The 21,517-nt window shown below is 64.1% G+C and carries 22 protein-coding genes; 13 read left to right on the top strand and 9 right to left on the bottom strand.

The window, feature by feature from the left end:
- Positions 1-50 precede the first annotated feature (50 nt).
- The 3 genes from ACBG85_RS07530 to ACBG85_RS07520 all read left to right on the top strand — a co-directional run bounded on the left by ACBG85_RS07530 (position 51) and on the right by ACBG85_RS07520 (position 3,570).
- Positions 51-686, top strand: coding sequence for a TetR/AcrR family transcriptional regulator (locus ACBG85_RS07530; protein WP_042926208.1), 636 nt, complete (start codon positions 51-53; stop codon positions 684-686).
- 9 nt (positions 687-695) lie between these two features.
- Positions 696-2,123 carry a hypothetical protein gene (locus tag ACBG85_RS07525; protein ID WP_372026762.1) on the top strand — a complete coding sequence of 476 codons (1,428 nt, stop codon included), beginning with the start codon at positions 696-698 and terminating at the stop codon, positions 2,121-2,123.
- 67 nt (positions 2,124-2,190) lie between these two features.
- On the top strand, positions 2,191-3,570 hold the full coding sequence (locus tag ACBG85_RS07520) for a hypothetical protein (protein ID WP_223304380.1): 1,380 nt from the start codon (positions 2,191-2,193) through the stop codon (positions 3,568-3,570).
- On the opposite strand, the gene ACBG85_RS07515 is transcribed toward ACBG85_RS07520, so the two are convergent.
- The gene (locus ACBG85_RS07515; RefSeq protein WP_207624522.1) at positions 3,527-3,961 is read right to left on the bottom strand and encodes an NUDIX domain-containing protein; all 435 of its coding nucleotides are present in this window, start codon (positions 3,959-3,961) and stop codon (positions 3,527-3,529) included. The two genes, ACBG85_RS07520 and ACBG85_RS07515, sit on opposite strands and share 44 nt — an antisense overlap.
- A 181-nt stretch (positions 3,962-4,142) precedes the next feature.
- Between ACBG85_RS07515 and ACBG85_RS07510 the strand changes: the two genes are divergently transcribed.
- From ACBG85_RS07510 to mnhG, 6 genes are read left to right on the top strand one after another with little or no spacing between them, the layout of a single operon-like run.
- On the top strand, positions 4,143-6,980 hold the full coding sequence (locus ACBG85_RS07510; protein ID WP_047268846.1) for a Na+/H+ antiporter subunit A: 2,838 nt from the start codon (positions 4,143-4,145) through the stop codon (positions 6,978-6,980).
- The gene (locus tag ACBG85_RS07505) at positions 6,977-7,609 is read left to right on the top strand and encodes a Na(+)/H(+) antiporter subunit C (RefSeq protein WP_003945054.1); all 633 of its coding nucleotides are present in this window, start codon (positions 6,977-6,979) and stop codon (positions 7,607-7,609) included. Before ACBG85_RS07510 ends, ACBG85_RS07505 begins: the two co-directional genes overlap by 4 nt.
- On the top strand, positions 7,606-9,321 hold the full coding sequence (locus ACBG85_RS07500; protein WP_054827818.1) for a Na+/H+ antiporter subunit D: 1,716 nt from the start codon (positions 7,606-7,608) through the stop codon (positions 9,319-9,321). The genes ACBG85_RS07505 and ACBG85_RS07500 overlap by 4 nt, the downstream gene beginning before the upstream one ends.
- Positions 9,318-9,890, top strand: coding sequence for a Na+/H+ antiporter subunit E (locus ACBG85_RS07495; RefSeq protein ID WP_003945063.1), 573 nt, complete (start codon positions 9,318-9,320; stop codon positions 9,888-9,890). Before ACBG85_RS07500 ends, ACBG85_RS07495 begins: the two co-directional genes overlap by 4 nt.
- Positions 9,887-10,156, top strand: coding sequence for a monovalent cation/H+ antiporter complex subunit F (locus ACBG85_RS07490; RefSeq protein WP_003945061.1), 270 nt, complete (start codon positions 9,887-9,889; stop codon positions 10,154-10,156). Before ACBG85_RS07495 ends, ACBG85_RS07490 begins: the two co-directional genes overlap by 4 nt.
- Positions 10,153-10,497: a monovalent cation/H(+) antiporter subunit G gene (mnhG, locus tag ACBG85_RS07485; RefSeq protein ID WP_003945045.1), complete on the top strand. Its 345-nt coding sequence runs from the start codon at positions 10,153-10,155 to the stop codon at positions 10,495-10,497. The genes ACBG85_RS07490 and mnhG overlap by 4 nt, the downstream gene beginning before the upstream one ends.
- Here mnhG and ACBG85_RS07480 read toward each other — a convergent pair.
- The 5 genes from ACBG85_RS07480 to ACBG85_RS07460 all read right to left on the bottom strand — a co-directional run bounded on the left by ACBG85_RS07480 (position 10,463) and on the right by ACBG85_RS07460 (position 14,949).
- Positions 10,463-11,830, bottom strand: a complete 1,368-nt coding sequence (locus tag ACBG85_RS07480; RefSeq protein ID WP_372026757.1) for a DUF5933 domain-containing protein — start codon at positions 11,828-11,830, stop codon at positions 10,463-10,465. The genes mnhG and ACBG85_RS07480 overlap by 35 nt on opposite strands.
- 107 nt (positions 11,831-11,937) lie before the next feature.
- Complete coding sequence (locus ACBG85_RS07475; RefSeq protein WP_003945034.1) at positions 11,938-13,062, bottom strand: glutamate--cysteine ligase; 1,125 nt, start codon at positions 13,060-13,062, stop codon at positions 11,938-11,940.
- Positions 13,063-13,151: 89 nt separating this feature from the next.
- Positions 13,152-13,853, bottom strand: coding sequence for a superoxide dismutase family protein (locus ACBG85_RS07470; protein WP_007730117.1), 702 nt, complete (start codon positions 13,851-13,853; stop codon positions 13,152-13,154).
- A gap of 95 nt (positions 13,854-13,948) precedes the next feature.
- Positions 13,949-14,545: a LytR C-terminal domain-containing protein gene (locus ACBG85_RS07465; RefSeq protein WP_003945058.1), complete on the bottom strand. Its 597-nt coding sequence runs from the start codon at positions 14,543-14,545 to the stop codon at positions 13,949-13,951.
- Between the two features lie 53 nt (positions 14,546-14,598).
- Entirely contained in the window at positions 14,599-14,949 is a 351-nt protein-coding gene (locus ACBG85_RS07460) for a DUF3263 domain-containing protein (RefSeq protein WP_007730120.1), read from the bottom strand.
- A 244-nt stretch (positions 14,950-15,193) separates the two neighbouring features.
- On the opposite strand from ACBG85_RS07460, the gene ACBG85_RS07455 reads away from it, so the two are divergent.
- The 3 genes from ACBG85_RS07455 to ACBG85_RS07445 are packed head-to-tail and all read left to right on the top strand — an operon-like array spanning position 15,194 to position 17,562.
- Positions 15,194-15,793: a peptide deformylase gene (locus tag ACBG85_RS07455; protein WP_003945053.1), complete on the top strand. Its 600-nt coding sequence runs from the start codon at positions 15,194-15,196 to the stop codon at positions 15,791-15,793.
- A gap of 40 nt (positions 15,794-15,833) precedes the next feature.
- A complete protein-coding gene (locus ACBG85_RS07450) occupies positions 15,834-16,745 on the top strand; it encodes an N-acetyltransferase (protein ID WP_081557539.1) in 912 nt (303 codons plus the stop codon).
- Between the two features lie 16 nt (positions 16,746-16,761).
- The gene (locus ACBG85_RS07445; RefSeq protein ID WP_042926198.1) at positions 16,762-17,562 is read left to right on the top strand and encodes an exodeoxyribonuclease III; all 801 of its coding nucleotides are present in this window, start codon (positions 16,762-16,764) and stop codon (positions 17,560-17,562) included.
- Between the two features lie 44 nt (positions 17,563-17,606).
- Here ACBG85_RS07445 and ACBG85_RS07440 read toward each other — a convergent pair whose 3' ends face one another.
- Positions 17,607-17,957 (bottom strand): GNAT family N-acetyltransferase, encoded by a 351-nt coding sequence (locus ACBG85_RS07440; RefSeq protein WP_042453439.1) that lies wholly within the window; start codon positions 17,955-17,957, stop codon positions 17,607-17,609.
- Positions 17,958-18,194: 237 nt separating this feature from the next.
- On the opposite strand from ACBG85_RS07440, the gene thiD reads away from it, so the two are divergent.
- Entirely contained in the window at positions 18,195-19,037 is an 843-nt protein-coding gene (gene thiD, locus ACBG85_RS07435) for a bifunctional hydroxymethylpyrimidine kinase/phosphomethylpyrimidine kinase (RefSeq protein ID WP_003945044.1), read from the top strand.
- 18 nt (positions 19,038-19,055) lie between these two features.
- On the opposite strand, the gene ACBG85_RS07430 is transcribed toward thiD, so the two are convergent.
- Together ACBG85_RS07430 and ACBG85_RS07425 are read right to left on the bottom strand one after the other, a co-directional pair.
- Complete coding sequence (locus ACBG85_RS07430) at positions 19,056-19,907, bottom strand: adenylate/guanylate cyclase domain-containing protein (protein ID WP_372026751.1); 852 nt, start codon at positions 19,905-19,907, stop codon at positions 19,056-19,058.
- A 113-nt stretch (positions 19,908-20,020) separates the two neighbouring features.
- A complete protein-coding gene (locus tag ACBG85_RS07425; RefSeq protein WP_372026748.1) occupies positions 20,021-21,472 on the bottom strand; it encodes a M20/M25/M40 family metallo-hydrolase in 1,452 nt (483 codons plus the stop codon).
- Between the last annotated feature and the right edge of the window lie 45 nt (positions 21,473-21,517).

Here is a 21,517-nt window from a genome sequence, read left to right as displayed (position 1 = left end):
GTCTCGTGCAACTGACCCGTGAGAGCCCCCGCGGCACTAGGATCCTGGTAATGACAGATACCTCCGGCAGACTGACGCTGCGAGAGAAGCAGAAGCAGCGAACCCGCGCAGACCTCGTGGATGCCGCCGGCGCGCTCTTCACCGAACGCGGATACGCGGCTGTCACCGTCGAGGACATCGCCGGCCGGGTCGGTTGCAGCCGAGCCACCTTCTACCTGCACTTTCCCGGAAAGATCGACATCCTCAAGGCGCTCGGCTCGAACACCGTCGTATCCAGCACCCTCGCCATATTCCAGGATCTCGACCACGTACTCGATTCCGGTTCGCGCGAAGAATTCGCCGGCTGGATCAACCGCGCTCTCGACTGGTGCCGCGATCACCACCACATGATGCGGGCGTGGGACGAGGCCATGGTCCTCGAACCCGAGTTCCGCACACTGGCCCGCGAAGGCATCTCAGCACTGCCCAACGCTATGCCGTCGTACCTGGCACGCTGGCCGCAGAGCCGACACGACGAGGCGAAACTCCGGGTCGAGCTCCTGCTGACACAAGTCGAGCGCTTCTTCATTCGCTGGGCGGAACAGGGCGCGATCACCGCGGGTGCGGACGTCGCAGCAGACGTTCTCACCGACATCTGGTTTCCGGCACTCACGCCGCCCACGACCGATGTTGCGGCGCCGCGATAGGTTGGCCCGATGCCACTCGATCTTCGAGCGATCCTCACCACCGTCGCTGCGCTCCTGTCCGGGATACTCGCGGCGCTGGCCCTGACCAATCCGGTTCTCCGTGACTGGGCCATCGTGGCCTCTCCGTCGGAAGTAGATCGCTGGATCAGCAGTGGACCCACCGCTGTCGGGCTCGGCGCCGTGGTTGCCGTGCTTGCCTGCGCACTCTCACAGCGTCGCGGCTCCCGTCGGGCAGCCTGGATCGCGATCACCGTCGGGGTCGCCGTCATCGCGATCATTCGGGCAGTCGTGCCCGAGGTTGCGTCACTGGACCTGCTGATCGCCTTGATCATCGTCAAAAGTGTTGCAGCCGGTGCGATTCTGGGTTGTGTGGTTGCCGTCAGTTGGGATCGCACCGCGACGAAGAACGCCACCCTCCTCGGCGTGCTTGCCGCCTTCCTCGCGGTTCGCACGTTCGCCGGCGGGACGGGCCGGATGAGTACGTCTTCGGTAGGTGAGCCGTCGTGGTGGCTGATCGGCGCCACGGCCGCAGCAGCAATCGCCTGTGCAGTGACCGCGCAATCCGGCTTCCGGATCCGCAAGCCCGACGCGGGCGAAATCCGCATAGCGCTCGTGGTGATCGCCGCGCTGGCGATCGGGCATCGAGTGCTCGGCGCCGTGATCGATCGCCAGCAGTACGCGTCCGAGGCAACTGCCTGGATCGTCATGGTCTTGGCAGCGGGCGCTGCGCTCGCGTTGACATGGATCGCCGCCTACCGTCTCGGCGACACCTCCGGTGCTGGTGGCAAGTTCCTCTGGGCCGCAACCGCTCTGGCCGCTGCGTCGGCTCCGCTGTTCGTCGACATCGCGAAGGGTTCCGGCCACTGGGGAGACCTGAAGTCCCCCTGGGTACTGGTGCTTTTCGCAGCCCTGCCGGTCGCCGTCGGATTGCGACTGCACAAGCAGGTGCCAAACCTCGTTCCCATCGCCGTTCTCGTTGCGGTACCGCTGTCAGAACTACTGCCCTTCGACTCCGCGCACGGTGTCTGGTCAATCGCACTGAAGATCGCCTCGCTGGGTCTCGCCGCCGGATTGCTGTTCGGTGCCCTGGCTCCCGGCAGCCTGGTCGACGCCACACTCGGACTCGCCATTCCCTTTGCCGCAATGACCTTCTCGTCGATCGCCATTCTCACCGATCAGCTCACCGCGCCGCCAGAGTTGACAGCGGCAGACATTCAGCGATTGATGGAACTTCCCATCCCGGCGCACGTCAGCGCCAACGGAGGACTATTCGGACGCGGAATAGGCATCACCATCGACTACGTCACCCCTCAGACCGTCGGCGCTGCAATCCTCTTCGCCTTGATCATCGGCTTCTGCGGTGCAGCGATCCTCCGACGGTCCCATCCACCCGTCGACACCACGGAATCTCGGATCGAACCGGAGCCAGTCGACTGACACACCGTCACCGGACTGAGACCTGCTATTGCGGTGCAACTGGTACCGGATTGACTATTTTGGAGCAGTGCCCATCGCCCGCAGGACGCTGCTCGTCGCGCTGAGTGGTGTGACGGCATTCGTCGTCACCGTCGTCGCCTTGGCACCGTTCGTGAACAGCCAGTCGACGTCGATTTCGACGGGCGACCGATTCTGGTCCATCTCGACCATAGGCGCCGGCGTCTTGGCTGTCGTCGCGGTCGGGACAGCCGCGATGATGGCCCGCTGCCGGTTGCGGACCGCGGCCATGACGGTCTTCGGTGGACTCCTACTCGAACTGCCCGGGCTCTACGATCACAACTTCGAGGCACTCTCACCCGTCGGTGCGGGAGTCGCTGTCGGCGCGGTCACGGTTGCTGCCGCTCCCCGGGTCCGAGCCGCTTCCGTCGCGGGAACGATTGTTGCCGTGCATGTCTCGGATTCACTCCTCGACGAAGACGCTATTCCTCGGCGGTACGCGGACTACATCGCCGACAACACCAACCAGTTTCAACCACCAGTGTTGGGGGCAACACTGCTCGCGCTCGCTTTGGCCGCCGCCTGCGTCGCCGCGTTCTGGTTCCACGACTTCGACAAGGACCACCCCAAGGAACGGATGGCCGTTCGACCGGTGACTATCGCGGCGGTGCTCACTCTCTTCGGGGTCGCTGCGAATTGGTGGTTCGAGATCACCACCGTCACGGCGGCGGTGCCTCTACTACTCGTCGCGCTGGTGATCACGGTGATCTGCGCGCGGGTGCTGGGCGACGGCAGTCGAATCCTGCTGATGTGTACCGCTGCCGTCGCAACTCTGGCGGCGGTCTCGGCGAACCGTCCCGCAACCGAAGCCATGGAATGGTCGAAAACCCCCGCCTCCACCGCCGTCGTGATCGGACTCGTCATCGTCGCCGCGGCAGCGATCGGCGCGATCGCTCCCTCGCGGGTCGTCGGCTACGGATTGCTCCTGACGGTCACGGTCGCCGGGATCGTCAGCTACGCCACGTCGCCGTCGCCGAAGATCGGTGACGTTCTCACGATCAGCGATCTTCTTGTCGCCTTCACCGCTGCGGTCGTCACATACGCGATCGCCAGCGCGATGTACCGAGAGCCACCGCGGACCGGAGCGTCGCGAGCACTCGTCGGACTCGGTGTCATCTTCGGCCCGACGGCGCTGGCCCTGCTCGTCTATCCGCAGTTCGACTACGGATGGACGGCGTACACGCCGCTCGACGAGAACAAGCCCTTCAACGGCATCACGACGGTCGGCCCGTTCGAAATCTCGACCGACATTCTGATACTCGACGCCGTGGCGCTGATCATCGTGGCCGTCTGCGCCTACGTGAGTCTCCGATTGGGGCGGATCAATCGATCCGTTCCTCCGCCGATCAGTCGATCAGATCCATCGACGCCAGGCGATGGAACACTTTGAGCGATCCGGGCGCCACCTCGTCCATCGCTGCGTACTCGGCGAGCGTGAAGTAGCGGAACTCGGCGATCTCGCTGGTCGGGTGCGGGTCTCCGGCCATCTCCGCCAGATAACAACTCATGTGCAGGCCCGTGTCCGCGGAATGTCCGAAAGCGTGAGCCTCGAAGACGTCGAGGAACGTGACCGTCCCGTCGACCAGATCGACGTCGAGTTCCTCCCGAATTTCGCGGTGCAGTGCCTGCTCGGGCGTCTCCCCCGGGTCGATCTTTCCGCCGGCCATGTAGAACGCCGTCTTGCCCACGGAGCGGGTCTGGATCAGCTTGCGGTCACGAATGTGTGCAAGGGCAGCGGTACGGATGATCGTGGTGGGTGTCGACGGATTCACGTCGTCCAACCTACGTGTATCAGCGAGTGCCGATGATGTCCGAATCGACTCGCTGCACATCGAAACTGCCACGCCCGGTAATATGTACGCAAAGACAACCTCTCCGACAAGGTGAATTGTCTCGTTAATCCGATAGGTTCGATTTTGTTCGGACACCCCGCCGCCCGCTGACAACACGACGGAGTGCCTTTTGCTCGCTATCTTGCTTGCCCATGCCGTTGCCGCCCTCTTGGCTCCGCTTGTGGTGCGCAGGTTAGGGCGAAACGGCTTCTTCCCCCTCGCGATAGTCCCCCTCGCCGGCCTCGGCTGGGTCATCGACAAATGGGGCACCGTCGAGACGCTGCACATCACCTGGGTTCCAGGGCTGTCGATGGACATCGACTTCAGGTTCGACGCGCTCTCGGCCATCATGGCCGTGCTCGTCCTGGGTGTCGGCACGCTCATCCTGGTCTACTGCGCCCGCTACTTCACCGACGACGAACCTCGACTCGGTATCTTCGCCGCCGAGATGGTCGCCTTCGCGGGTGCCATGTTCGGGCTAGTGACCAGCGACAACATGCTGCTTCTCTACGTGTTCTGGGAACTGACGACGGTCCTGTCGTTCCTGCTCGTGGGTCACTACGCCGAACGCGCCACCAGCCGCCGCGCCGCGACCCAGGCACTGCTGGTCACCACCGCGGGTGGTCTGGCGATGTTGGTCGGCATGATCATCCTCGGCCAGGTCGGCGGCAGCTACAACCTGTCCGAACTGGTCGCGAACCCGCCGACGGGGTGGCTCCCGTCCGTCGCGATCGTCCTGATCCTGATCGGTGCGCTCTCCAAATCGGCAATCGTGCCCCTGCACTTCTGGCTTCCCGGTGCAATGGCCGCGCCAACCCCTGTCAGCGGTTATCTTCACGCTGCTGCAATGGTCAAGGCCGGTATCTACCTCGTCGCGCGCCTGGCTCCCGGGTACGCCGATTCGCCGCCGTGGCGCATCACCATCATCAGTTTGGGTCTGCTGTCGATGATCCTCGCCGGTTGGCGAGCCATGCGCGCGTACGACCTCAAACTCGTCCTCGCCTTCGGAACGGTCAGCCAACTCGGCTTCATGATGGTCCTGGTCGGCATCGGCACGCGTGACGCCGCCCTGGCCGGCATGACGATGGTCGTGGCGCACGCGATGTTCAAGGCCGCACTCTTCATGGTCGTTGGCATCATCGATCACACGACCGGCACCCGTGACCTGCGCAAACTTGCTCACCTGGGTAAAGCGGCACCCGCTCTCGCGATCATCGCGAGCCTCGCTGCCGCCAGCATGGCCGGTCTGCCACCGCTACTCGGATTCGTCGGCAAGGAAGCCGCACTCGAATCGGTGCTCGAAACGAACGCGCTCGGCCACTGGTCGTCCATCGCCGTCGTCACGGTGATCGTGTTGGGCTCGATCCTCACCGTCGGCTACAGCGTCCGCTTCATCTGGGGCGCCTTCGGACGTAAGACCCTGAGCAAGCCGAGCCCAGCCGTGAGCAAGATGCACAAGCCGGGTTGGCTGTTCCTGTTCGCGCCAGGCCTGCTCGCTGTTCTCGGTCTGGCCGCCGGCATTCTCTCGCCCCAGCTCGAGAAGCTGCTGACGCCGTACTCCACCACGCTGGCCCCCGGACCGCACGCCGACTACCACCTCGCGCTGTGGCACGGATTCAACACTCCGCTGCTGCTCACCTGCATCGTCATCGCCGGCGGCATCGCGCTCTACATCGCGCAGCGTCAGATCAGCCGACTGCACTTCGAGCACCCGCCGCTCGGCAACGCCGACCGTATCTACGACGCGACCCTGCGCGGCATGGACACCATCTCGATGCGCCTGACCGGTGCCACTCAGCGTGGTTCGCTCCCTCGCACACAGTCGACGATTCTCGCGACGCTGGTCGTTGTGCCGCTGTTCCTGCTGATCATCGACACCGATGGCGGCGGAGTCGACCTTCGGATGTGGGATTCACCCATCCAGTTCACTATCGCGCTGATGATGATCTCGGCCGCCATCGCCGCGACGCTGATGCGCAACCGACTCGCCAGCGTCATCCTCGTCGGACTCACCGGCTACGGCTGCGGCGTGTTGTTCGCGCTGCACGGCGCACCCGACCTCGCGCTGACCCAGTTCCTCGTCGAGACACTGACACTGGTGATCTTCGTGCTCGTGCTCCGGAAGTTCCCCGCCGAAGTCGACGAGAGCAAGGCGATCGGCTTCAAGTGGCCGCGTGCCGCACTCGCCATCGCCGTCGGTATCACCGTCACCACCATCGCGGCCTTCGCGACCAATGCCCGAAACACTCGTCCGATCTACGAGCTGCTTCCCGACGCTGCCTACGACCTGGGCAACGGCAAGAACGTCGTCAACGTCCTACTCGTCGACATCCGCGCATGGGACACCCTCGGTGAGATCTCGGTGCTGCTGGTAGCTGCGACAGGCGTCGCCAGCCTCGTCTTCCGCAACCGCCGGTTCGGTATCGCGCCGCGCGTCGCGGACGCCCCCTCCGTCATCGTCGACAAGGCAGCTGCCAACTCGGACACGACGTGGTTGCGCGGCGGAGACCTCATCGATCCTCGACACCGTTCGCTGGTTCTCGAGGTCACCACGAGGTTGATCTTCCCGACCATCATGGTGTTGTCGATCTACTTCTTCTTCTCCGGTCACAATGCCCCCGGTGGCGGTTTCGCCGGAGGCCTGACGGCGGGCCTGGCGCTGGTACTTCGGTACCTCGCCGGCGGACGCTACGAACTCGGTGAAGCCGTACCCATCGACGCGGGCAAGATTCTCGGCCTCGGTTTGGCGCTGGCCGCGGGCACCGCCCTGGTGTCGCTGTTCCTCGGCGCCCCGGCGCTCTCGTCCGCCGTCTTCGAGTTCACACTCCCGCTCATCGGCCACGTCAAACTGGTCACCGCACTGTTCTTCGACCTGGGCGTCTACCTCATCGTGGTCGGCCTGGTCCTGGACGTACTCCGAAGTCTCGGCGCCCGCCTCGACGCAGAAATCGAGGTGAAAGCACCATGAGCGCAAACATCGGAATGCTGATCCTGATCGGCGTCCTCACGTCGGCCGGTGTCTACCTGCTGATCGAACGAAGCATCACTCGGATGCTGCTCGGTCTACTTCTATTCGGCAACGCCATCAACCTCTTGATCCTGACCGTCGGTGGATCGGACGGGAATCCGCCCATCGTCGGCCGAGATTCGGTCCACGAGGAAATAGCGGATCCGCTCGCCCAGGGCATGATCCTGACGGCGATCGTGATCACGATGGGTATCGCCGGCTTCGTTCTGGCACTGGCGTACCGGTCTTACAAGATCAACACCGCCGACGCCGTCGAGGACGATCCCGAGGACACCAAGGTTCTCAAGCGTCGCCTGCCTGCCGACGCTCCCGACCACGACCGCTCCGACGACCCGGTCACCGGTGCCCCGAGCATCGGCGGCGACGCATTCGACAAGGACGGCAACCCTATTCCCCTCGAACAACTGGTCAACCTCGAGGACATCGAATGCTACGACGACCTCCACGACGGCGACTTCGAGGACGAACCGGTACCCGACTGGGCCACCGACCTTGCTCGTAAGAAGGAATCCGAGAAGCGGCGCAAAGACGCTCGCCAGACCAAGATCGAGGGAGGTGGAGGCGCATGACCATCTCGGACAACCTGATGGGAGCCCTTGCGCCCCTGCCCGTCTTGATCCCGATGCTGGCCGCAGCTGCGACGCTGGTCGTCGGCCGACGTCCTCGTTTCCAGCGCGTGATCACACTGATCGCGCTCGTCGGAGTCGTCGCGGTGTCGGGCTTGCTGCTCTACCTCGCCGACCGCGACGGTACGACGGCCGTTCAGGTCGGCGGCTGGGACTCCCCCATCGGCATCACACTCGTGGTCGACCGTCTCTCGGCGATGATGCTCGTGGTCTCGTCGGTGGTGTTGCTCGCGGTCATGATCTACGCGATCGGTCAGGGTATTCGCGACGGCAGCGAGGCCCAGCCGGTCTCGATCTTCCTGCCGACCTATCTCGCATTGACTGCCGGTATCTCCAACGCGTTCCTCGCCGGTGACCTCTTCAACCTCTACGTCGGGTTCGAGGTTCTGCTCGCCGCGAGTTTCGTGCTCCTGACGCTCGGTGCCAGCGCCGACCGCGTCCGGGCAGGCGTCTCGTACGTGATGGTCTCGATGGTGTCCTCGCTGATCTTCCTGGCGGGCATCGCCTTCGCCTACGCGGCGACCGGCACCCTCAACATGGCCGACATGGCCCTGCGCTTCGACAACATTCCGCCGGGCACACGAACCGCCATCTTCGCTGTCCTGCTCGTGGCGTTCGGCATCAAGGCTGCGGTCTTCCCGCTGTCCGCGTGGCTACCGGACTCGTATCCGACCGCGCCCGCACCGATCACCGCCGTCTTCGCCGGGTTGCTCACCAAGGTCGGTGTGTACGCGATCATCCGCGCACACTCACTGCTGTTCCCGCAAGGAGAACTCGACAACGTACTGATGGTGTGCGGCCTGCTCACGATGGTGGTCGGCATCATGGGTGCCATCGCGCAGAGCGACATCAAACGTCTGCTCTCGTTCACACTGGTCAGCCATATCGGTTACATGATCTTCGGTATCGCACTGTCCACGACGTCCGGGCTGTCCGGCGCGATCTACTACGTCGCCCACCACATCATCGTGCAGACGACGCTCTTCCTCGTCGTGGGTCTGATCGAACGACAAGCCGGGTCGTCGTCGCTGCGCCGTCTCGGCGGTCTGGCGGCGGCCAGCCCGATCCTCGCGATCGTCTTCCTGATCCCGGCGCTGAATCTCGGTGGTATCCCGCCGTTCTCGGGCTTCATCGGCAAGGTCGCGCTCCTTCAGGCCGGTGCGGCCGACGCCAGCGCGTTGGCTTGGATCCTCGTTGCCGGCGGCACGATCACCAGCTTGCTGACGCTCTACGCCGTCGCCCGCGTGTGGACCAAGGCTTTCTGGCGAGCCCGGGCCGACGCGCCCGAAGGTGACCTCGCCGACGTCAGCCCGTCAGCGTTGATCGACGAGTCCGAAGAGGACATCGCGTTCGTCGACCGCGAGGATGTCGGCAAGATTCCGCTCTTCATGCTGATTCCGACGGTCGGACTTGTCATCGTCGGTCTGGCACTGACGGTGTTCGCGGGCCGGATCATCGACATCAGCGACAGAGCGGCGAAGGACCTGCAGGACCGGTCCATCTACATCGACGCGGTTCTCGGCAACCACCGGCCCGTGCCGGTCGACGAAGCTCCCGTCGCTGCAGACGACCCTGCTGTAGCTCCCAGTACCGATGTCCCGAATACCGAGGCCCCGAACACCGACGTCCCGAATACCGAGGAGGCTCCGCGATGAAACGCGAACAGGTACTCCGCGTCGGGATCCTGCTGTGGCTGATGGTCGTATGGATCCTGTTGTGGGGCAACATCAGTTTCGGCAACATCTTCGGCGGACTCGCCGTCGGCCTGATCATCATGGTCCTGCTTCCCCTCCCCCGCGTACCGGTCGAGGGTCGGGTACATCTGCTGTCGATTCTGCGTCTGTTGTGGATGATCGTGTACTACGCGATCCAGTCGAGTATCCAGGTCGCGTGGCTGGCGATCCGTCCGTCGCCGCCGCCGGTCACCGGAGTTCTGCGGTACCAACTCGGGATCAAGTCCGACCTGGTTCTCACCCTGTGCATCGACGTTCTCAACCTGATCCCCGGCACGATGGTTCTCGAGATCGACCAGAACCGACGCATCGTCTACGTCCACGTGCTCGACGTCGGCTCGCAGAAAGCCGTCAGCGCGTTCTATCGCTCGGTGGAGGACCTCGAGCGGTTGTTCATCGCGTCGTTCGAACGTGATTCGGACTGGCAACCCAGCCCATGGCACCAGCGCGACTACGAATTCGATGCACCCCGGCAGGAGGACCAACCATGAACGGGTTCATCACCACGATCTTGATCATTTCCGGAGTGATTCTGCTGATCGCCGCCGTACTGACCACGTTCCGATTGCTCGACGGTCCGAGCTCACTCGACCGCCTCGTCGCCCTGGACACGATCATCGCGGTCTCGATGTGTGGACTCGCGGTCTGGGCCGCGTACAGCAAAGACACGACCATCGTTCCCGCGATCGTCGCGCTGGCGCTGGTCGGCTTCATCGGTTCGGTGTCCGTCGCGCGCTTCCGGGTGAGTGACCAGTGATCGGCAACATCCTCGACACGATCGGGGCCATCTCCATCTTCCTCGGCGCGCTGCTCGCGCTGACCGCCGCGGTGGGAATCGTTCGCTTCCCCGACACTCTGCGTCGTATGCACGCGGCCACGAAACCTCAGGTGGTCGGACTGATCTTGGTCCTGATGGGCGCCGTGTTCCTGCTTCGTGGGAGCGTCGACATCTGGATGTTGGTCCTGGTGGGCATCTTCACGCTGCTGACGGCGCCCGTGATCGCGCACAGCGTCGGCCGAGTCGCCTACCGCGAACAGCGCGAAGAGGACGACCTCATGAAGATCAACGAGCTGGAAGACCCGGACTCTCTGCTGTAGCGGCATCCCACTCGCCGTCGCGCTCGCCCCACACCGCAAGAGCAGTGCCGGGGCGGGCGAAGAAGGTGGCGAAGTACGCCACCGACATGAGAACCAGGACAGCCATCAGCAGCGGCCCGAAGATCGCCGGGTACTCGGCCATCTGCACCGCAGCGAACCGGTACGAGAGCAACAATCCCGCCAGGAGTGCCGAGCCACCGATCAACAGACGCACTCGGAACCACCCCCAGCCGCGCTCCGGATCCCGTAGCGCCGCATCGAGGGTCAAGCACAGGACGGCACCGGCAATGAGGTCGACGCCGTAGTGGAATCCGAAGCCGAGCGTCGCGGTCAGGGTCGCAACGAGCCAGAACGATCCCAGGCTGCGAATCCACCACGGTCCGCTGCGCGAGTGGATGAACAGCGCGACTGCCCACGCGGTGTGCAGGCTCGGCATGCAGTTTCGCGGTGCGGCGTCGTCGAACGGCAGCGACGACGGTGATGCGAAGTCGAAGTTGGGCACGATGTTCGGCCAGTAGTCACCGATCTGGAATCCGAACCCACGCGGACCGAAGGCGAACACCGGGCCGACCACCGGGAACAGGACGTAGAAGATCGGGCCGATCAGCCCGATGAGCAGGAACGTGCGCAGCAGGTGATGCGACGGCCATCCCTTACGTACTTGATAGAGAGCAACCACGATCACCGCGACCGGCAGTTCGACGTAGATCCAGTCGAGGGCTGCTGCACCGACGGGGCCCATGGCGTCGACGATCTGGCCCATCACCCACGACGGATTCCCGAGAGCCTGGTCGGCGAGGAACACGTACTCGTCCCACACGTCGGTGCCGACGAGAATGGTGATCTCCAGCCACGTCTCGGCAACCTTGGCGGCGATGATGAGCAACGCGCCGAGAGCGACGCCGTGCAGAACGCTGAGTCGACGCTCGCCGGACAACTTCCACACCGCGTACACCGCGATGGCCGTCAGCACCCAGGTGCCGCCGGTGCCCATCGTCAGCGGTCCACCCGAGAACCAGCGGATCGCGCCGACGACCACGTCGATCACGACGGCCGCGGATACCGCGTAGATGCGTTCTTTGTTGTTCAGTCCGACGAGCGCGAGAGCGAGGCCCACCCAAGGCATGGTCGCGGAGCGGGGAACGAGGAAGTAGTCACCAAACAGGCTTTCCACCGGACCGAGATAGCCCTTGTACGACGCGAACGCCTGCACGCCCAGGACCAGCAGGGTCAATGCTGCTGTGCCGATCAGAAGGAGTCGGTGAGAACTCGACCACGAACGGTCCGACTGTCCGGGTGCGCCCCCTCGTTGGGACCAACTGTCTATCAACACCGGACAATAGTAAACGGCGTGTGAACTGAATATGGACACCCACTGGACAAACGGTTGGTATGCCCGGATTTCCAGTCCGCGAAACAGTCCTTCGCACTGTGAACCTGCTAGGTGCCCAACTCTGCGACCAAGGCGTCGACGACCGCAACCAGATCGCCGCCCGTCGCTTCCGCTACACGACGTTGCCGCTGGTAGGACGCGCCGCGACGGGGAATGTCCGCCACCGACGCCAACTCGTCCGCGCAGCCGAGCGAGACCGCGATCGGCGCCAAGTCGTCGAGTAGGCGATCCAGATCGTCAGTGACGAGGCACTCGTTTGCGTCGGAGTCGAGGATGATCTCGGCGTCCAGTCCGTATCTCGCTGCGCGCCACTTGTTTTCCTTGACGTGCCACGGCTGCATGTTCGGCAGAGTCTCACCGGCGCTCAGTCTGCGGTCCAGATCGACGATGAGGCAGTGGACCAGAGCAACGAGGGCACCCAGTTCGGCGCGCGTCGAGACGCCGTCGAAGACCCGGACCTCGATGGTTCCCCACTTCGGCGCGGGACGGATGTCCCAGTGCATGCCACCGATCTTGGTGATCACACCGGTCTTCATCTGGTCGTCGATGAACGACTCGTATTCGGCCCAGTTCTCGAACTGGTACGGAAGACCTGCGGTGGGGAGCTGCTGGAACATCAATGCTCGATTGGACGCATACCCCGTGTCGACACCGGCCCACATCGGCGAGGATGCCGACAGCGCCAGCAAATGCGGATAGCGCTGCAGCAGTGCGTTGATGATGGGGAAAACGCGGTCCGCGGACGAGACACCCACGTGGACGTGCACGCCCCAGATCAGCATCTGCCGACCCCACCACTGCGTGCGTTCGATGAGCTCGTCGTAGTCGGGCGTCCGGGTGACCAACTGAGTCGACCATTGCGCGAACGGGTGCGTGCCCGCGCTGATGAGGTCGACGCCCAGCGGATTCGCAGCGCGACGCAGCAGATCCAGTGACCTGTCGAGATCACTCATCGCCTCGCCGACCGTCGAATGAATACCCGTGACGAGTTCGACGGTATTTCGCAGTAGTTCCTTGGTGATGTGCGGGGTTTCGGAGCCGGCAAGCTCTTCGACCGCCGAAAACACCTCGGCTGCTGTGTTGGAGAGATCTCTGGTCTTGCGATCGACCAGCGCGATCTCCCACTCCACGCCCAGCGTCGGGCGCGGCGAACCTGGAAATGGAACTACCACGCAGAGAATCCAATCACAGTGTCGGTAAAAACACCGTGCTGGCTACTGCGTGGTAGTCGCCGGAAGTGATGCAAAACTCAGGTGAGTTGTCAGCTCTTGGTGATGACACCGCAAGCAACGCGTCCGCCTGCGTCACCGGTGTCTAGAGTCTGCTGGTCCGGTGCCGGCGCGTAACGCGTCGGGATGTTGCCGAAGTTGTCCGCTCCGGCGTGGATCATGACGGATGTTCCACCGTTTGCGACCAGTTCGTCGACGGTGAATGCATCGGTCGTGGTGACCAGCGTGGCGGTGCCGTCTTCGAGGACCTGAACCGAAGTGAGGTCGCCGCTCGCCGGGTGGCCCGTGTGACCCTCGGCCTGGAAGTGTCCGCCTGCCGAGAGGAAGTTACCCGGCTCTCCGCCGCTGGGGGCAACGGAATTGGTCTCGCACTTGGCGACCTGGTGGACGTGGAATCCGTGGAAGCCGGGGGTGAGGCCCTTGGCGTCGAGGGTGACCTTGACGTCGCTACCTTCCTGCGCGAACGTGACCGTTCCGACCTTGGCGCCGTCGGTGCCGTTCAGCGTTGCGGTGACCGTTTCGGCAGAAGCGCCGGCGTGAGCCGTCTCGGAACCGTGGCCGCCCGCGCTTTCGTGCGCGCTGGGATCGGCTGCACCGGTCCACACCGGAGGAGTCGTGCCGGGGACGCTGCTGGGCTCTTCGCTGTTACTGCAAGCGGTCAAGCCGAAAGCGGCAATCGCGACTACAGGGGCAACGACGCGCCAGGACATACGCCGGGTGCTGCTGGGGGCCATCGAACCGCTCCTTTGAGGTGGCGAGAAAGTGCTTCTGATCATAACGGCGCGTGTAGTAGCTGGAACCGACGGGTCAGTTCCACCTTCACGACCGGTCAGTTGGAGGTCACGATCACGATCACGCCAGGTGACGCGTTCGCGATGCCGGCGAATCGAGGCTCTGCGGAGACTCCGAGTTCAGCCGCGATCTTCTGCGCCGCTGCCTTCTCCGCCGCGGACGATCCGTAATACACCGTCGTCGTACTGACGGTGCCCTCGCTGTAGTTACCCGTCTCCTCGACGTTCCAACCTGCTGCCGTCAATTCCTCGGCGGTGCCTGCTGCCAGACCGGAGACGGTGCTGTTGTTGAGAACTCGAACGCTGACATTCGACGTGTCGGTGCCGCTCGCGGAGCTGGAAGTCGTGGTCGTCGCAGTTCCCGAGGGTCGCGACGTGGTGGTGGTATCGCCCGAAGCGGGTTGCGTCGTCGCTGCCGGCTTGGAAGTGGCAGGTGCCGGCGCGGGGGCGCTCGTCGTGGCAGGCGCCGAGGATTCGGTCTGCTCTGCTGCGGTGTTCTCGTCGCCCGATCCACCGTCGCTCGATCCACCCAGTGAGGCTGCTCCGAGACCGATGAACACGATCGCCAACGCGATCAACACCATGGCGATTGCGCGAAGCGGAGGTCCGGATGGCTGCTCTTTCGGGGTACTCACGATGTCGACCTTATCGCCAGTGCGTGGACAGCCCGATCATATGTACGCGTGATTCAGGTGACCTCGAAGCCGAGGCGACGCGCGGCCCTGGCCTTCTGACGGCTGGCGCGCAGACGACGCAGGCGCTTGACCAGCATGGGATCAGCCGCCAAGGATTCGGGGCGATCGACCAAGGCGTTGAGAACCTGGTAGTAGCGGGTTGCCGACATGTCGAACAACTCCTTGATGGCTTCTTCCTTCGCACCGGCGTACTTCCACCACTGACGCTCGAAGGAGAGGATGTCGTGCTCCCGGCGGGTGAGGCCGTCTTCGCCCACCTCGTGCATGCCTGCTGTATCTACTACCGAATCGTCGGCGCCAGTGCCTTCGGACTGGTTCCGACTACGCGCGGTTGCGCCGTCCATGTCACTCCTCGACTGCTGTGCTCGGCGTCAGCGAGACTCGTATGCCCGGTGTTCTTTTTCCGACCGAATTCTCGCGGCCGTGAGTTTCCCGGTCCCCTGGCCCGAAGGTAACTCACAATTTCCCCCGCGGCCCACGTTCCGACCGAGCAACGAATTACATCGCTGTTCTTCAGCAACCATTGAACCATGATCGAGTGTGCGGGCCGTGATAACTACGCGGGCGCGCCGCACTATCCTTGTCCGCATGGCTATCCTCCCCATCCGAATCGTCGGCGACCCGGTACTGCACAAGGCGACAGAGCCGGTCACTCAGTCCCCGGCCGAGATCGCCGAACTGATCGCAGACATGTACGAGACGATGGACGCTGCCAACGGCGTCGGTCTGGCGGCCAATCAGGTCGGTGTTCCACTGCGAGTCTTCGTCTACGACTGCCCCGGCGACGACCGCAGCAGCGAGCGTCGACGCGGCGTCGTCGTGAACCCGGTACTCGAGACGTCCGAAATCCCCCAGACGATGCCCGACCCGGACGAAGACTTCGAGGGTTGCCTGTCCGTTCCCGGCGAGCAGTTCCCGACGGGTCGCGCCGATTGGGCGAAGGTCACCGGCACCGACGCCGACGGCAACCCGATCGAGGTCGAGGGCACCGGATTCTTCGCACGGATGCTCCAGCACGAGACCGGGCATCTCGACGGTTTCCTCTACACGGACGTACTCATCGGCCGCAACGCGCGCGCTGCCAAGAAGATCATCAAGCGTTCCGGTTGGGGCAAGCCCGGTCTGACCTGGACGCCGGGGACCGTCGACGATCCGTTCGGTCACGACGACGACGATTACGAAGACTGAGAATTCTGCTCTGAACGGCAACATTTCGATCGGTAGCCGGGTGGTTTTGCGATACAAGCTCCCACCCGGCTATTCGCATCCCATGACCGACGTCATCGGCATCCTCGAGGGCGCCGATCCCATCGCCGTCCGCGCCGGCGACGGTCGGCTGGTCCAGGTCTCCGCCGATCAGGTGATCGCGCTCAAGAGTCTCTCGGCCCGCCCGATTCGCATCGGCGAGATTCGAAACCTCGAAACGGCTGCTGCGGCGGCGTGGCCGGGGGTCGAGCAGGCGTGGATCGACGGTTGGTTGCTGCGCGCCGGTCACGGTGTCACCGGCCGCGCCAATTCGGCTTTGCCGCTCGGTGGTGCGGGGGCGGTTGCAGGCTTCGACGCGAGCACCATCGAGCGGATACGCCAGTGGTTCGGTGACCGCGGCCTGCCGACCCTGCTGCTCCTCCCCGATCGACTCGGCACCGCTCCGGACGGGTGGAGCAGCGAGAAGGAAACCATCGTGATGGCCGCCGATCTGGGCAATGTCACGCTGCCGCTCGGTCCTCCGGTCACCTCGTTCGCCGACCGCCCCGACCACAACTGGCTGTCGATGTACGACACCCACGGCGATCCGGCGTACGTCGAGGCGGTCCTCACGGCTGTCGTGGGCACTGCAACTTTCGGCGCGATCGGAAACACCGACACGACGCTTGCCATCGGGCGCGCTGCGCTCACCGAGGCACCCGACCACAAACGCTGGGTAGGACTGACCGGCATTCACGTCGCCCCTGAACACCGTCGTCACGGAATCGGGTCGCTGATCTGCGGAGATCTACTCTCCTGGGGTCGTGAGAACGGTGCGACGCACGCGTACCTCCAGGTTTCGGCGGACAACTTCGCGGCGATCGCGCTCTACGAGCAGCTCGGATTCGTCGAACACCACCGCTACCGATACGCCACCGATCCTGTCGGCGGCTGACGCTAGGCTTGCCCTCGTGCGCATCGCTACCTGGAACGTCAACTCCGTCCGTGCCCGTACCGACAGGATCATCGACTGGCTCGGTCGATCCGACGTCGACGTCCTGGCAATGCAGGAAACCAAGTGCAAGGACGAGCAGTTTCCGTACGAACGCTTCAAGGAAATCGGCTACGAGGTCGCCCACGTCGGGTTGAGCCAGTGGAACGGTGTCGCCATCGCTTCCCGCGTCGGCTTGGACGACGTGCAGATCGGATTCGAGGATCAGCCCGGATTCGACAAGGATCCCGAGGCAGACCCGGTCCGCGAGGCACGTGCGATCGGTGCCACCTGCGGCGGTGTGCGGGTGTGGAGCCTGTACGTCCCCAACGGCCGTGAGCTGGAAGACCCGCATTACGCCTACAAGCTGGATTGGCTGGCCAAGCTGCGCGACGACGCGGAGGGCTGGCTCAAGCAGGATCCCGACGCGCAGATCGCCCTGGTCGGCGACTGGAACGTCGCTCCCACGGACGACGACGTGTGGGATCCCGCTTTCTTCGAGGGCAAGACCCACACGTCGCAGCCGGAACGAGCTGCGTTCACCGCCTTCACCGAGTCCGGGTTCGCGGACGTAGTTCGCCCGTACACACCCGGTCCCGGCGTGTACACGTACTGGGATTACACGCAGCTTCGCTTCCCGAAGAAGCAGGGTATGCGAATCGACTTCATCCTCGGCTCACCGGCATTCGCAGCACGCGTCGAGGCGGCCGAGATCGATCGAAACGAGCGAAAAGGCAAGGGCGCCAGCGATCACGCTCCGGTGATCGTGAATCTCGGGTGATCGTGAATCTCGGAGCCTGATCGTCTGTTTGCACCCTCGGGCTTCTAGTCCTCGACGAGCAGTTCCAGATACTCGGGATGCTCGCCGAGGTACCGCTGAACATAGGTACACACGGGCCGTACCGACCAATCACGTTCACGGGCGCAGTCCATTGCGAACTGCACGAGTACGGCTGCCAGTCCCTGCCCGCCGTACTCCTCTTTGACGACGGTATGCATGTACGCAACCACGTCGCCCGCTTCGGCTCCGCTCCCCGAAATCTCGTCTTCGTCGCGGTATCCGAGGATGCCGACCAACTCGTCGTCGGAGAGCAGTTCGAATCGTTCGTGCGACGGATTGTCCACGAGCGTGACTTCCGGTGAGGTTCCGGTTTTCGAATTTTCGATGTCGTTCATTGCGGCGACCTCCACGGCACGATGTGCACCTGCGCGATCGGCGACAGCTGCGTTCGCACGCTCTCCATAACTGTGATCCATGCCACTCATAGAATCAGCTACCGACGACGCTGTCCCGGGTTCGACCAATTTTTGCACCGGGAACGACCGGATCGCAATCGCAGTTCGCGCCGTCGTTCCCGCGAGAGGTGGGACCGAGCTGCCGTTTCCCCAGGTCCGATCGGTAGGCTCGTCGTCGTGAAGCTGCTGCCCCTGACCCCCGCCGGACAGACCCCGATTCGGGCATTGACCATCGCCGGAACCGACTCCGGTGGCGGAGCCGGCATTCAAGCCGATTCCCGCACGATGGCGATGTGCGGAGTGCACGCCTGCGTGGCCGTCGCCGCAGTGACGGTCCAGAATTCGGTGGGAGTCAGCGGATTCCACGAGATTCCGCCGGAGATCGTCGCCGACCAGGTGCGCGTCGTGGTCTCGGACATCGGCGTCGGTGCGGCGAAGACGGGAATGCTCGCGTCGACGACGATCATCGAAGCGGTGGCCGCGGTTGCCGCCGAGGTTGGGATCGGCCGCGACCGTCCGATTCCGCTCGTGGTCGACCCGGTGTGCGCGTCGATGCACGGCGATCCGCTGTTGCACGAAGAAGCTCTCGACGCGGTCCGCAACACCTTGATTCCGGCAGCCACGGTGGTCACTCCGAACCTCGACGAGGTTCGGTTGATCACCGGTATCGAGGTCGTCGACGACAAGAGCGCCCGCCAAGCGGCAGAAGCGCTGCATGCGCTCGGCGCTCAATGGTCCATCGTCAAGGGTGGCCACCTTCGTACTTCGGAGTTGTCCACCGACCTGTTGTTCGACGGCGACCGTTTCCTCGAATTCAGCAGTGCCCGGATCGACACCGGCAACGATCACGGCGGCGGAGACACGCTGGCTGCTGCGATCACTTGCGCTCTCGCACACGGCTATTCCGTTCCGGACGCGGTGGCGTTCGGCAAAGAGTGGGTGACCAAGTGCCTCGAGGCGTCGTACGACCTCGGCGCGGGACACGGTCCGGTGTCCCCGCTCTGGCGGCTCCAGGTCTAGCGCTCGAGGTCCAGGGCGCTAGTTCCGGCGCACGCGCCAGATTCCCAGGTCGACGGGAACTCCGTTGGGCGTGGTCGCGAAAAACCCTCGCCGCCATGGCCGGATCGTGAGATCGAGATCCTCCACGGTGCCGGCTTCGAGTTCCTCGAGAGTTGTCGCCGACATCATGACGTTGCCGTCGCCGCCCAAGCCCATCATCCGGGCGGCGATGGTCACGTCGACGCCGAGCCAGTCGTCACCGATCTGACGCGGGGTACCCGTGTGTAGGCCGACGCGCATGCGCGGGGTGTATCCGTCGAGATCGACTTCCGCGAGCGCGTCCTGCGCGGTGAACACCGCCTTCAAAGCCGCATCCGGGCGAATGAACACTGCCATCAGACCGTCGCCCATCCGTTTGACGACGTGTCCGCCGTTGTCGGTGATCGGAGTTTCCACGGCCTGCGCCACCGCACGCAGAAGGGTCAGCGTCGCGCCGTCACCGGCTGCGAGCGACCAGGTGGAGAAGCCCACCAGATCGGTGAAGACGATGGTCAGTTCTTGATCGCCACGTCCGCGGCCCATCTTTTCCAGCGCTGCCTGCCACACCTGCAGTGCTCCGAGGCTCACTTCGCGAGTGGCTGCCGGCTTCTGATCGAGCAATCTGTCAGCGACGCGCGCCACGGCGCGGGCACCGCCGGGGCCGGCGAGCGAGAGCGGATCCCCAAACCCTGGATCACCGGGTAGTGCCCGCCTGAGGCGTCGTAGCGCATCGATGAGCTGCTGCCGACGGTTAAGTTCTGCCGCAGAGTTCAAGACGACGTCGACGACGCCTCGAACCGAGGAGGAAGAAGCACCTGCCGTGTCGGTGTTCTCCGGGGACAGATCAGCCATAACTCAAGCGTAACTCAGAGTTACAGACAGTGTGCTGCCGCCGTTCTCGCACAGTGGCCTCCTGGTCGCTCGCGCAGTCGATCATTCGGTCAGTCGATCATTCGGTCAGTCGATCATTCGGTTCTGGCCTGTGTCCGGGCATCGCCGACGGGAACTCCGTTCGGCCCGCTCAAATCCTGGGCATACGTCGCAACTCCGAAGGCTACTGCAGAAGCGTTGGCAGCGAGCGCTTCGCGATCGATGTTCGCGAGGTTGTCCTGGGCACTGTGGTAGTTCGGGTCGAAGGTCTCCTCCGCTTCTCCGCCCCACTTCTCGGCCTGTGCCGGCGTCTTGCGCTCGTCCGCGCCGCTGAACACTCCGCCCGCCGGGATTCCGATCTCGATGAACGGGCCGTAGTCGGAACGCCCGTCGAAGTCCGTTCCGTCCGCCGCAATCCCCCGATCGGCAAGGAAGTCGACGAAGGTGCGCTCGATGCCCGCCGACCCCTCGGGCCCGGGCCCCTCCCCCACGGCGTCCGAGTTGTCGCCGTCGTAAGCCAGGTATCCGGCGTTGGGCGAACCGAGCATGTCGAAATTCAGGTACAGGGCGATGTCGGCCCGTTCCTGATCGCTCAGACCCTCGACGTAGCGGGTGGAGCCGACCAATCCCACTTCTTCCGCTCCCCAGAAAGCGAAACGCACGGCATTCTCGATGCTTGGTGCGCTTCCCATCTGCAGCGCGGTTTCCAGCACGGCTGCGGTGCCGCTTCCGTTGTCGTTGATTCCGGGACCTTCCGGCACACTGTCCAGGTGGGCGCCAACGACAACCACGTTGTCGGTCGCGCCGGTCTTGGTCTGTGCAATCACGTTGCGCGACTTCGTCGTTTCCGTCGACGTGTCGAGAATCAGCGTGAGGTCTCCGGGCGCTGCGGCAAGAGCCTCGCCCGACGCCTTGCTCACCCCGCCGGTCGGAATGCGGGCGTCTTCGGGTTCACCCAAGGTAGCCCCGCCCAGCATTGCGTCCTCGTTGTTGGCAACCAGCAACGCCGCCGCGCCGCGATCAGCGGCGATCTTCTGCTTGTCGCCGAACGGGCACACTCCACGGGTGACCAGCACGATGGCACCGTTCACGTCGCGGCCGTCGTAGTCGGTGGCCTCGCAACCGGGGGTCTCGTCGGCGGGAATCGCCACCAGACGCGCCGTGATTCCGGTCGGTCCCGTGGAGGTGGAATATGTCAGCGCCCGCACCGGAACATCGGAGCCGTCAGCGGCTTTCAGGGATTCGGTGCCGGGATCGAAGGAGCTGAAGTCGAATTCCAGGGTGCTGACCTCGAAACCCTTGTCTTCGAGCAGGTTTGCCACGTAGTCGACACTGGCGTCGTAGCCGGGGGTACCGGCCGATCGATTGCCCTCGTTGTTGGCGGCGATCTTCTCGAGTTGCTCCAGATGCCCGGTCACGGCGTCGACGGTGACGGTCTCGGAGAATGCAACCGGGTCTGTCGGGACGGCCGCTTCACTTCCCGACGAGCATCCACTCACCACGAGTGCTCCAGCCATTGCGACCACAACCACACCGAAGAGTCTCATCTTCGGAGGATATCGGCCGAAGCACAGGAAAGGGACCCAGTACGA

This window comes from Rhodococcus sp. NyZ502, assembly GCF_041464245.1.
GTDB classification, from domain to species: Bacteria; Actinomycetota; Actinomycetes; order Mycobacteriales; family Mycobacteriaceae; genus Rhodococcus_F; species Rhodococcus_F qingshengii.
This window is presented reverse-complemented; position numbering and strand designations above follow the sequence as displayed.

Excerpts from the sequence above, each read along its gene's own strand:
- ACBG85_RS07530 (WP_042926208.1), top strand. The coding sequence starts at position 51 with ATGACAGATACCTCCGGCAGACTGACGCTGCGAGAGAAGCAGAAGCAG.
- ACBG85_RS07525 (WP_372026762.1), top strand. The coding sequence starts at position 696 with ATGCCACTCGATCTTCGAGCGATCCTCACCACCGTCGCTGCGCTCCTG.
- ACBG85_RS07505 (WP_003945054.1), top strand. The coding sequence starts at position 6,977 with ATGAGCGCAAACATCGGAATGCTGATCCTGATCGGCGTCCTCACGTCG.
- ACBG85_RS07500 (WP_054827818.1), top strand. The coding sequence starts at position 7,606 with ATGACCATCTCGGACAACCTGATGGGAGCCCTTGCGCCCCTGCCCGTC.
- ACBG85_RS07495 (WP_003945063.1), top strand. The coding sequence starts at position 9,318 with ATGAAACGCGAACAGGTACTCCGCGTCGGGATCCTGCTGTGGCTGATG.
- ACBG85_RS07490 (WP_003945061.1), top strand. The coding sequence starts at position 9,887 with ATGAACGGGTTCATCACCACGATCTTGATCATTTCCGGAGTGATTCTG.
- ACBG85_RS07470 (WP_007730117.1), bottom strand. The coding sequence starts at position 13,853 with ATGGCCCCCAGCAGCACCCGGCGTATGTCCTGGCGCGTCGTTGCCCCT.
- ACBG85_RS07460 (WP_007730120.1), bottom strand. The coding sequence starts at position 14,949 with ATGGACGGCGCAACCGCGCGTAGTCGGAACCAGTCCGAAGGCACTGGC.
- ACBG85_RS07455 (WP_003945053.1), top strand. The coding sequence starts at position 15,194 with ATGGCTATCCTCCCCATCCGAATCGTCGGCGACCCGGTACTGCACAAG.
- ACBG85_RS07440 (WP_042453439.1), bottom strand. The coding sequence starts at position 17,957 with ATGAACGACATCGAAAATTCGAAAACCGGAACCTCACCGGAAGTCACG.
- ACBG85_RS07430 (WP_372026751.1), bottom strand. The coding sequence starts at position 19,907 with ATGGCTGATCTGTCCCCGGAGAACACCGACACGGCAGGTGCTTCTTCC.
- ACBG85_RS07425 (WP_372026748.1), bottom strand. The coding sequence starts at position 21,472 with ATGAGACTCTTCGGTGTGGTTGTGGTCGCAATGGCTGGAGCACTCGTG.